Consider the following 9,438-nt stretch of genomic DNA (forward strand, 5'->3'; position numbering starts at 1 on the left):
CCGCGGCCGCCGCGGCCCGGGCCGAGCCCCAGCGCAACGCGGTGGCGCAGGACACCGAGCAGCTGGCCATGAGCACGCTGTCGTTCCAGGACTACGTGCGCGAGCGCATGCTGCGCCGCCGCCACGAAGCCCTGACCGGCACGGCCGAGGCCCCTTCCATCAACGAGCGCAGCCGCGAACGCGCGCCGGACCGCGAGCGCGAACGCATGCCCGCACCGGCCGCCGCGCCCCTGGTGCGCCACAACCCGCTGCGCTCCATTCCGATGGACGTCGCCCCCCGAGCCCGTGGCCCCGCGCCGCGTGCAGGTGCCCGTGCCCTCGCTGGCCCCCGCCGCCGGCCAGCAGAACCTGATGAGCGAGCTGCAGTCCATGAAGGACCTCATCGAGGACCGCTTCAACACCCTGGCCTGGCTCGGACAGGCCCGGCAGAACCCGATCCAGTCGAACCTGATGCTCAAGCTCATCCGCGCCGGCTACTCGCCGTCGCTGGCCCGCGCCGTGCTGGAGCGCCTGCCCGAGGAGCTGGGCGCAGGCGATGCGGTGCGCTGGCTCATGGAAGTGCTGGAGCGCAACCTGAAGACCGACGCGCACGTCCGCCCCCTGTACGAAGAAGGCGGCATCTACGCCATGGTGGGCTCCACCGGCGTGGGCAAGACCACCACCACAGCCAAGCTCGCCGCTCTGTGCGCCCGCATCCACGGCCCGGGCAGCGTCGGCCTCATCACGCTGGACACGTACCGGGTCGGCGCCCACGAACAGCTGCGCACCTATGGCCGCATGCTGGGCGTCGTGGCCCACCTGGCGCACGACCGCGCCGCGCTGCAGGACCTGCTCGGCCTGCTGGGCGGCAAGAAGATGGTGCTCATCGACACCACCGGCGTCGCACCGCGCGACCCGCGCAAGCGCGACATGCTGGATGTGCTGGACCTGCCCAACGTCAACCGCCTGCTGGTGCTGAACGCCGGCTGCCACGGCGACACGCTGGACGACGTGCTCAGCGCCTTCAAGACCGCCGGCTCGCAGCAGGCCATCCTGTCCAAGGTGGACGAAGCCGTGAAGCTCGGCCCTTCGATCGACGCCCTGATCCGCCACCAGATGGTGCTGCGCGGCGTGACCAACGGCCAGCGCGTGCCCGAGGACTGGGAGGCCGCCGATGCGCACAAGCTCATCAGCACCTCGATGCGCTCGCCCGCCAAGTCGGCCTTCGACCCCAAGGCGTCGGACCTGAACTTCTTCTTCTCGCACTCGCCCGAGCTGGCCTCGGAAAGGGGACTGGTCGATGCTTGATACCGGATTCCACCAGGCCACGAGCCTGCACAGCATCACGCCGCAGTCGGACCTGCGGGTCGTGTCTGTCGTGGCGCAGCCCGACGCCGCCTACGGACTGGAAACCCTGTGGCAGGTGTGTTCCAGCCTGCAGCGGCTGGGGTATCCCGTGGCCGTGCTGGACGGCACCGCCCGCGAAACCGACGACGCGCCGGGCCTGGCCCACCTGCTGGCCGAGCCCTCCTGGCAGAACGGCGCCCCGCTCGAAACCGGCCCGGCGGCCTCGTCGCTGGCGGTGATTCCGGCCGGCTACGGCATGCAGCGCCTCGCCCGCCAGACCGCCGACGGCCCGGCCGCGATGCAGGCGCTGCAACCCTTCTTTCGCACCTATGCGCTGCTGGTGCTCTACGCCAGCGCCGAGGTGCTGGCACCATTGGTGCGCGCGACCTCGGCCATCCCCCTGGTGATCGCCGAAGGCGGCCCCGACAGCGTGGTGCAAAGCTACCGGCAACTGAAACACATGGCGATGCACGCCGGCGTGCACTGCTCGGTGGCCTCCATCCTGCCGCCCGGCGGGCCGGCCCAGGCCGACCCGACGCATGCGGCGTTGAACACGCTGCAGCGCTGCGCCGAGCGGCACCTGGGCAGCGGCATCCTGACCAGCACGGTGCGCGCCAACCACGCCCAGGACGTGCAGCGCCTGGCCTTGCAACTGCTGGAAAACGCGTGCACCATTGGCGCCGCAACGCCGACCCCCACCCCGCCCTTCGGCATGACGGAGACGGCAGCGCATTTCGCCCGGAGACATTGACCCGATGTACACCGCCAAAGGACAGCTCGACCGCGATGCGCTGATCCGCCAGCACGTGCCGCTGGTTCGCCGGATTGCGCACCACATGATCGCCAAGCTCCCGCCCAACGTGGAGCTGGACGACCTCATCCAGGTGGGCATGATGGGCTTGAGCGAGGCCCTGTCGCGCTACGAGGTGGCGCAGGGCGTGCAGTTCGAGACCTTCGCCACCCAGCGCATCCGCGGCGCCATGCTCGACGAATTGCGCGAGGGCGACTGGATGTCCCGCAGTTCGCGCAAGAGCCAGAAGGAAATCGAACACGCCGTCCACCGGCTGGAGCAGAAACTCGGGCGCAGCCCGCTGGAATCCGAGATCGCCGCCGAGCTGGACCTGAGCCTGGGCGAATACCAGACGCTGCTGGGCAAGGTGCGCGGCACGCAGTTGGTCTACCTGGAAGACATGACGCGGGGCGACGACGGCGACGACGGGTTTCTCGACCGGCACGTGGCCGACGGCGAAGCCGACCCGATGGCCATGCTGCGCGACCAGCGGCTCAAGGCCTCGCTGGTCGCCGCCATCAAGAGCCTGCCGGAGCGCGAGCAGCACATCATGGGCATGTATTACGAGCACGACATGAACCTGAAGGAGATCGCGGCCGTGCTGGGCGTGACCGAATCGCGCATCTGCCAGTTGCACAGCCAGTCCATCGCCCGGCTGCGGGCCAAGATGCGCAGCCACTAGCGGAGCGCCGCCGTCCCACCGGACGCGCCCCTGGCGCCAACGAAAAAGGCCGCATGCAGATGCGGCCTTTTTGCTTTGGGAGGCTGGCTTTTACCAGGAGCGAAGGGAAAGCCGGGCGGGATCAGCCCTGCGACCGGTAGATCCGAGCGGCGCCGCCCGAGCGTGCCGGAGCACCGTTTCCGTAGGTCGCAGCCTCCTGGGGCGGCAGCAGGGTCGCCACCTGGCGCTCGGTCAACGCGGACAGGCGCGCCAATTGTTCACGCTGCTGGGACAACTGGCTGCGAAGGGCCTGGATGCGGCGCTGGATGTCGGCCGGCAATTCGGTGGGGCGGGGGATTTTCTGGAGCGCCTGGGACAGATCGAGAGCGGCCTGGCGCAACAGGGGGGCGGTGCGTTCTACCGCGAGCGCGTCGGTTTCCAGCAGGGCGGCACCGACGTCTTTCAACCGGGATTCGACTTCAGACAGCGTGGTTTCGAATTGCATGGGTGGATCCTGTGCCGATCAACCCCTGCAGGAAACCCGGGGTCAGTGGCTGTTGCTGGTGTGGGAGATGATTTCCTGCGCATTGGACAGCAGCTTGTCCGCGATCGCATCGGCGTCCACCGAGAAGGTGCCCTTTTCGATGGCGGCGCGCACGGCCTTCACCTTGTTGGCATCGAAATCGGTGCCGGCGCGGCCGTTGGCTTCGAGTCCGCGGGCGGCGCTGGAAAACGTAACAGGCACGCCAGCGGCCGCAGCGGCAGCGGGCGCGGCGCTCTTGGCAGCCGTTTCGGCGGCAGCTGCAGGGGCCTTGGCCTGCTTGGCAGCCGTGGCGGCTTGCGACACTGCATTGGCTATTTCGGGGTTTTGACCTATCTTCATCGCTCTCTCCCACCCCGCTCGATGTGGGGCACAGTAGCAATGTTTTCGACCACTTCGACAGGGACTTTAGGCTTTTCTTGGGCCCCATCGCTTACAAAGTGATCTCTACTGTTCCATTTTCGGACACAACACCGGCGACGACACGGCCATTCTCCATACGGATGCGCACAGTCTCGCCGACGGCGCCTGCGGTGATCGCCTGGCCTGCGGATGTTACCGAATAACCCCGCCCCTGCGCCACCACCCGCACCGCGGCCCCCGCCTTGAACAGGGTCGGCGCCTTCACCATGTGCTGGCGCACGGCCTGGCCGGCCATGAGCTGGCGCGAGGCCACCATGCCGACCCAGCTGTCGGGATTGGCCACGATCGCGGTGGTTTCCGCCGCCCAGTCCACTTCGGCCTCGGTCGCATCGGCGGCCGTGAGCACGGCCCCGGACGCGACATTGCCCGTGAGCACCCACGCCGGGCCATACGCCTTGACGGTGACGGGCAGGAACACGTTCCACGCGGTGGCACCGTCCACGCAGCGCAGCCCGAGGCGGGTGCGGCCCCACAGCCGCGAGCCGGCAGGCAGGTAGGGCTCGACGCGGGCGCATGGCGCCAAGCGCAGGCGGGGGTCCAAGGCCCCCACGCTCACTTCCATGCGCAGCGGCATGCTGGCCGTGCCCGACTGGCCGCGCTGCAGCGCATCGTCCAGCCAGCGCTGGGTGATTCCGCCCAGGTCCGCCGCCGGTTCGGCCACGGCCTGGGCCCGCAGCGCCGCGGCGGGCAGGGCAAAGGCCGCCGCCAGAGCGGCCATCCGGGCCAGGCGCAGGGTGGGAAGGAATCGGGGAGCGGTGGTGTGTGACATGGGAAAGCCTCCTGTGGCGGGGAATGCGCCGCCCAACAGGGAAGGCCATTCGACCCCTGGCACTTTAGGGCCGGCCGGCGCGCACGAAGCACCGAACTGCGCGCCAATCGCCGCGTTCTTCGCGCTTTAGAAAAACCGGCCCATTTCCATAATCGAACCCACGCCGGAACCCCTCTTTTCTCCGGCCAGGACCCAACGCTTTGCGAGGCTGACATGCTCAACAAGATGACTGAAAGGCTGGATTTCCACGGCAACGCGCTTTTGCTGCGTGCCGAGCGCCAGCGTGCCATCGCGAGCAACATCGCCAATGCCGACACGCCGGGCTACGTGGCCCGCGACTTCAATTTCGCCGACGCGATGCGCGATGCGACCGGCGGCGGCTCGACCACGCTGAGCACCGGATCGGGGTCGACCATGTCCCTGGCCACCGGCCAGCGCCAGCAAAGCGCCACCGATCCGCGCCACATTCCGCTGCCGGCCGCCACGACAGGCATGGGATCGGGCAGCACGCTGGGCTACTCGGTGCAGACCCAGCCCAACCTGGACAACAACACGGTGGACCTCGATCGCGAGCGGGCCGCCTTCGTGGACAACGCCGTGCGCTACGAAGCCACGCTGCGGTTCATCAACGGCAACGCCAAGACGATGCTGAGCGCCATCCAGGGCCAGTAAGCGCCGCAACGCCACCACCCACGGAAAGCGGAAACCGCCATGTCCATGTTCTCCATCTTCAACGTCTCGGGCAGCGCCATCAGTGCGCAGTCGCAGCGGCTCAACGTGGTGGCCAGCAACCTGGCCAACGTCGAGGCCGTCGCCGGCCCGGACGGCCAGGCCTACAAGGCGCGCCAGGTGGTGTTCCAGACGGCGCCGATGGGCGCCGAGAGCGCCGCCGGCGTGCGGGTGAGCGCCATCAGCGAGAGCAACGCGCCGGGCAAGCGGGTGCACGACCCGAGCCACCCGTCCGCCGATGCGGAGGGCTACGTCACCCATTCCAACGTGAACGCGGTGGAGGAGATGGTCAACATGATCTCCGCCTCGCGCTCCTACCAGAACAACGTCGAGGTCATGAACACGGCCAAGTCGCTGCTCCTCAAGACCCTGCAGATGGGCCAGTAACTTTTCGGGAAGAACCTCGCCATGATCCTCAATCCCATCGGCTCCACCGCCACCGTGAATTCGGGCACCAGCGCCAATTCGGCCACCGACCCCAACGCCGCGCAGGACCGCTTCCTGAAGCTGCTGGTCGCGCAGTTGAACAACCAGGATCCGATGAATCCGATGGACAACGCGCAGATGACCTCGCAGATGGCGCAGATCAACACCGTCACCGGCATCCAGACGCTGAACCTCACCATGCAGACCATGGCCGAGCAGTTTTCCACGATGCAGACGCTGCAGGGCACGGCCATGATCGGCCGCTCGGTGCTCGCGGAAGGCTCCAAGATGACCTACACCGACAGCACGGGCAAGGGCTACTTCGAGCTGGCCGGCGCGGCGACCAGCACCAAGGTCGAGGTCGTCACGCCCGGCGGCGCCGTCGTCGGCACGGTGGACATGGGCGCGCAGGACAAGGGCCGCCACGAGTTCGAGTTCGATGCCAGCAAGTACGCGGGCAACAAGAGCGACCTGCAGTTCCGCGTGGTCGCCTCCACCAAGGACGGCACCGTGCAGTCCACGGCGCTCATGCAGGCGAAGGTGGTGGGCACCGGCTCCAACAGCGGCGCGCTGACGCTCGACCTGGACACCGGCAGCACCGTCAACTACAGCCAGATCAAAGCGGTGCTCTGACCGGCACGCCCTTCCCACCTATCCACGCGCTTTCCTTCTTCCTCTCAGGAGAACACCATGAGCTTTCAGCAAGGCCTGTCCGGCCTCAACGCCGCCAGCAAGAACCTGGACGTGATCGGCCACAACATCGCCAACTCCAACACGGTGGGCTTCAAGGCCTCCCGCGCCGAGTTCGCTGAAATGGTGGCCTCGGCCATCGGCTCCGCGGGGGGAACCAACGCCGGCATCGGCGTGGAGACCGCCGACGTGGCGCAGCAGTTCAACCAGGGCAACCTGTCGATCACCGGCAACAGCCTGGATGTGGCGATCAACGGCGACGGCTTCTTCAAGCTGCAGCAGCCCGATGGCACCAATGCCTATACCCGTGCGGGCAATTTCAAGCTCGACGACCTGGGCAACGTGGTCACCAACAGCGGTGCCAAGGTGATGGGCTACACGGTGGACCCGGCCACGGGCCTGCGCACGGCCAGCAACGCCACGCCGCTGTCGTTCCCCACCTCGCAGCCGATCCCGGCCAAGCAGACCACGTCGATCACCGCATCGTTCAACCTCGACGCGCGCGCGCCGGACGCCGCGGGCGACTCCACCGCCACGCCGCCCGTGCCCGCCACGCCGCGCGCCACCTACGGCACCTCGATCAACGTCTACGACAGCCAGGGCGTCGCCAAGCCGGTGAGCCTGTACTTCCAGAAGAACGGCGCCAACACCTGGGACGTGTACGACAAGCTGGACGATCCCACGGCGACGCCGCCCGTGGTGGCCGCGCCCGTCGGCCAGATCACCTTCGACAACAACGGCAAGATCACCGCGCCCGCGGCGACCCCGCCCGCCACCGGCTTTCAACTGCCGCTCACGATCTCGCCCACGCCACCCAACCCGAACAACCTCACGGACTACAGCGTGAACGTGAAGCTGGACGGCGTGACGCAGTTCGGCACCAAGTTCGCCGTGTCCGACCTGTCGCAGGACGGCTACACCGCCGGGGAGCTGACGGGCATCAACATCGAAAACAACGGCATGGTGATGACGCGCTACTCCAACGGCGTGACGCGCGCCGAGGGGCAACTGGCGCTGGCCAGCTTCCGCAACACGCAGGGCCTGGCGTCCATCGGCAACAACAACTGGGCCGAAACCTTCGAATCCGGCCAGGCCGTGATGGGCGCGCCCACCGACGGCAAGTTCGGTGCCCTGCGCTCCGGCGCGCTGGAAGACTCCAACGTGGACCTGACGGCCGAGCTGGTGAACATGATGACGGCGCAGCGGGCCTACCAGGCCAACGCGCAGACCATCAAGACGCAGGACCAGGTGATGTCCACGCTGGTCAACCTGCGCTGATCCTTTTCCTGAACCCCACCCCTACCGACTGAGACGCCTGCGCGAGACCCTCCATGGACCACATCATCTACACCTCGATGACGGGCGCCAGCGCTGCCGCGCAGCGCCAGTCGGTGCTGGCCAACAACCTGGCCAACGCCTCCACGAACGGCTTCCGGGCGGAAATGTCCACCTTCCGCGCCGTGCCGGTGCAGGGCGACGGTGCCAAGACCCGCGTGTTCGCCCTGGAGGCCACCTCGGGCCACTCCGAAGCGTCCGGCCCGGTGCAGCGCACCGGCCGCAACCTGGATGCCATGGCGGTGGGCAATGCCTGGTTCGCCGTGCAGGGGCTCGACGGCACCGAGGCCTACACCCGCAACGGCAGCCTGGAAGTCTCGGCCACGGGCCAGTTGCTCACGAGCAACGGCCTGACCGTGCTCTCGGACGGCGGAGGCCCCATCGACGTGCCCCAGGGCGCGGAGATCGCGCTGGGCTCGGACGGGACCATCACCGCCAAGGTCGGCAGCCAGCGCCCCGCAGCCGTGGGGCGCCTGAAGCTGGCCACGCCCACGCTGGAAGACCCGCTCAAGCGCGGCGACGACGCCCTGTTTCGCACCACCTCGGGCGATCCGCTGCCCAGCGATCCCAATGCCCGCATGCTGTCCGGCGCGCTGGAAGGCTCCAACGTGAATGCCGTGGAGAGCATGGTCGGAATGATCGCCGCCTCCCGCCAGTTCGAGGCGCAGCTGCGCCTGCTGCAGACGGCCGAGACCAACGACAAGTCGGCCAGCCAGCTGCTGAGCCTCAACGGCTGACCGCCGAGCCCGACGCAACCGCCTCCCCAAAGGAACCGCCATGATCAATTCCCTGTGGATCGCCAAGACCGGCATGTCCGCCCAGCAAACCCAGCTGGATGTCATCTCGCACAACCTGGCCAACGTCTCCACCAACGGCTACAAGCGCAACAACGCGGTCTTCGAAGACCTGATCTACCAGAACCAGCGCCAGGTCGGCGCGCAGACCACCGAGCAGAACCAGTTGCCCACCGGCCTGCACCTGGGCCTGGGCGTGCGCACGGTGGCCACCAGCCGCAACTTCACTCAGGGCAGCCTGCAGCAGTCCAACAACAACCTGGACGTGGCGATCAACGGCAACGGTTTCTTCGAAATCACCCAGCCCGACGGCACCATCGGCTACACCCGAGACGGCTCGTTCCAGCTGGACGCGCAGGGCCGCATGGTCACCTCCAGCGGCCTGCCGGTGGCCAACGGCATCACCGTGCCCGCCAACGCCACGGCCATCAGCATCAGCACCGAGGGCGTGGTCTCCGCCACCGTGCCGGGCAGCACCGCGCCCCAGCAGCTGGGCAGCATCGCGATGGCCAGCTTCATCAACCCGGCCGGCCTCGAGCCCATCGGGCAAAACATGTACAAGGAATCGGCCGCGTCCGGCCAGCCCCAGCAGGGCACGCCGGGCACGAACGGCCTGGGCTACATGCGCCAGGGTTTCCTCGAAACCTCCAACGTGAACGTGGTGGAAGAGCTGGTGACCATGATCCAGACCCAGCGCGCCTACGAAATGAATTCCAAGGCCATCCAGACATCGGACCAGATGCTGGCCAAGCTCGCGCAGCTTTGAAGCGCAACGCCGACCGTTCCCACGAAGAACGCCCACGCCCCCACCGCTTGTTGCAGGATTTCGCCATGCGTACCGCCTCCTTCCTCCGCTCGTCCCCCCTGCCGGCGCCGTCCGCGCGCCTGGCCGCCGTCGCCGGCCTCGTGCTGCTGTGCACCGGCTGCGCCACGCTGTCGCCGCCGCCGCCCGTG

Annotated in this window: 11 protein-coding genes and 1 pseudogene; 9 read left to right on the top strand and 3 right to left on the bottom strand. The window is 68.0% G+C overall.

Annotated features, from left to right (window positions below; genetic code table 11):
• The 3 genes and pseudogenes from flhF to AC27IO_RS16505 all read left to right on the top strand — a co-directional run.
• A pseudogene (gene flhF, locus AC27IO_RS16495) lies at positions 1 to 1,287 on the top strand (flagellar biosynthesis GTPase FlhF); the annotation flags it as partial.
• Positions 1,280 to 2,077 carry a hypothetical protein gene (locus AC27IO_RS16500; protein ID WP_284402626.1) on the top strand — a complete coding sequence of 266 codons (798 nt, stop codon included), beginning with the start codon at positions 1,280 to 1,282 and terminating at the stop codon, positions 2,075 to 2,077. The pseudogene flhF and the gene AC27IO_RS16500, both read left to right, overlap by 8 nt.
• Positions 2,078 to 2,081: 4 nt before the next feature.
• Positions 2,082 to 2,798: an RNA polymerase sigma factor FliA gene (locus tag AC27IO_RS16505; RefSeq protein ID WP_284402625.1), complete on the top strand. Its 717-nt coding sequence runs from the start codon at positions 2,082 to 2,084 to the stop codon at positions 2,796 to 2,798.
• Between the two features lie 121 nt (positions 2,799 to 2,919).
• On the opposite strand, the gene AC27IO_RS16510 is transcribed toward AC27IO_RS16505, so the two are convergent.
• The 3 genes from AC27IO_RS16510 to flgA form a co-directional block, all read right to left on the bottom strand.
• Positions 2,920 to 3,282: a hypothetical protein gene (locus tag AC27IO_RS16510; protein WP_498739741.1), complete on the bottom strand. Its 363-nt coding sequence runs from the start codon at positions 3,280 to 3,282 to the stop codon at positions 2,920 to 2,922.
• A gap of 42 nt (positions 3,283 to 3,324) precedes the next feature.
• On the bottom strand, positions 3,325 to 3,660 hold the full coding sequence (flgM, locus tag AC27IO_RS16515; protein WP_284402623.1) for a flagellar biosynthesis anti-sigma factor FlgM: 336 nt from the start codon (positions 3,658 to 3,660) through the stop codon (positions 3,325 to 3,327).
• A gap of 91 nt (positions 3,661 to 3,751) precedes the next feature.
• Positions 3,752 to 4,510, bottom strand: a complete 759-nt coding sequence (gene flgA, locus AC27IO_RS16520) for a flagellar basal body P-ring formation chaperone FlgA (RefSeq protein WP_498739743.1) — start codon at positions 4,508 to 4,510, stop codon at positions 3,752 to 3,754.
• Between the two features lie 213 nt (positions 4,511 to 4,723).
• On the opposite strand from flgA, the gene flgB reads away from it, so the two are divergent.
• From flgB to flgG, 6 genes are read left to right on the top strand one after another with little or no spacing between them, the layout of a single operon-like run.
• Positions 4,724 to 5,182, top strand: coding sequence for a flagellar basal body rod protein FlgB (gene flgB, locus AC27IO_RS16525; RefSeq protein ID WP_272565438.1), 459 nt, complete (start codon positions 4,724 to 4,726; stop codon positions 5,180 to 5,182).
• Between the two features lie 39 nt (positions 5,183 to 5,221).
• Positions 5,222 to 5,626 carry a flagellar basal body rod protein FlgC gene (gene flgC / locus AC27IO_RS16530; protein WP_272565439.1) on the top strand — a complete coding sequence of 135 codons (405 nt, stop codon included), beginning with the start codon at positions 5,222 to 5,224 and terminating at the stop codon, positions 5,624 to 5,626.
• Positions 5,627 to 5,647: 21 nt separating this feature from the next.
• Positions 5,648 to 6,298 carry a flagellar hook assembly protein FlgD gene (locus AC27IO_RS16535; protein ID WP_272565440.1) on the top strand — a complete coding sequence of 217 codons (651 nt, stop codon included), beginning with the start codon at positions 5,648 to 5,650 and terminating at the stop codon, positions 6,296 to 6,298.
• A 57-nt stretch (positions 6,299 to 6,355) separates the two neighbouring features.
• Entirely contained in the window at positions 6,356 to 7,633 is a 1,278-nt protein-coding gene (gene flgE, locus AC27IO_RS16540) for a flagellar hook protein FlgE (protein ID WP_284407501.1), read from the top strand.
• 53 nt (positions 7,634 to 7,686) lie between these two features.
• A complete protein-coding gene (flgF, locus tag AC27IO_RS16545; protein ID WP_272565443.1) occupies positions 7,687 to 8,427 on the top strand; it encodes a flagellar basal-body rod protein FlgF in 741 nt (246 codons plus the stop codon).
• 40 nt (positions 8,428 to 8,467) lie between these two features.
• A complete protein-coding gene (gene flgG, locus AC27IO_RS16550) occupies positions 8,468 to 9,250 on the top strand; it encodes a flagellar basal-body rod protein FlgG (protein ID WP_284427267.1) in 783 nt (260 codons plus the stop codon).
• The last annotated feature ends 188 nt before the right edge of the window (positions 9,251 to 9,438 follow it).

This window comes from Acidovorax sp. KNOB132 (assembly GCF_057541515.1).

Excerpts from the sequence above, each read along its gene's own strand:
- AC27IO_RS16500 (WP_284402626.1), top strand. The coding sequence starts at position 1,280 with ATGCTTGATACCGGATTCCACCAGGCCACGAGCCTGCACAGCATCACG.
- flgM (WP_284402623.1), bottom strand. The coding sequence starts at position 3,660 with ATGAAGATAGGTCAAAACCCCGAAATAGCCAATGCAGTGTCGCAAGCC.
- flgC (WP_272565439.1), top strand. The coding sequence starts at position 5,222 with ATGTCCATGTTCTCCATCTTCAACGTCTCGGGCAGCGCCATCAGTGCG.
- AC27IO_RS16535 (WP_272565440.1), top strand. The coding sequence starts at position 5,648 with ATGATCCTCAATCCCATCGGCTCCACCGCCACCGTGAATTCGGGCACC.
- AC27IO_RS16505 (WP_284402625.1), top strand. The coding sequence starts at position 2,082 with ATGTACACCGCCAAAGGACAGCTCGACCGCGATGCGCTGATCCGCCAG.
- flgB (WP_272565438.1), top strand. The coding sequence starts at position 4,724 with ATGCTCAACAAGATGACTGAAAGGCTGGATTTCCACGGCAACGCGCTT.
- flgE (WP_284407501.1), top strand. The coding sequence starts at position 6,356 with ATGAGCTTTCAGCAAGGCCTGTCCGGCCTCAACGCCGCCAGCAAGAAC.
- AC27IO_RS16510 (WP_498739741.1), bottom strand. The coding sequence starts at position 3,282 with ATGCAATTCGAAACCACGCTGTCTGAAGTCGAATCCCGGTTGAAAGAC.
- flgF (WP_272565443.1), top strand. The coding sequence starts at position 7,687 with ATGGACCACATCATCTACACCTCGATGACGGGCGCCAGCGCTGCCGCG.
- flgG (WP_284427267.1), top strand. The coding sequence starts at position 8,468 with ATGATCAATTCCCTGTGGATCGCCAAGACCGGCATGTCCGCCCAGCAA.
- flgA (WP_498739743.1), bottom strand. The coding sequence starts at position 4,510 with ATGTCACACACCACCGCTCCCCGATTCCTTCCCACCCTGCGCCTGGCC.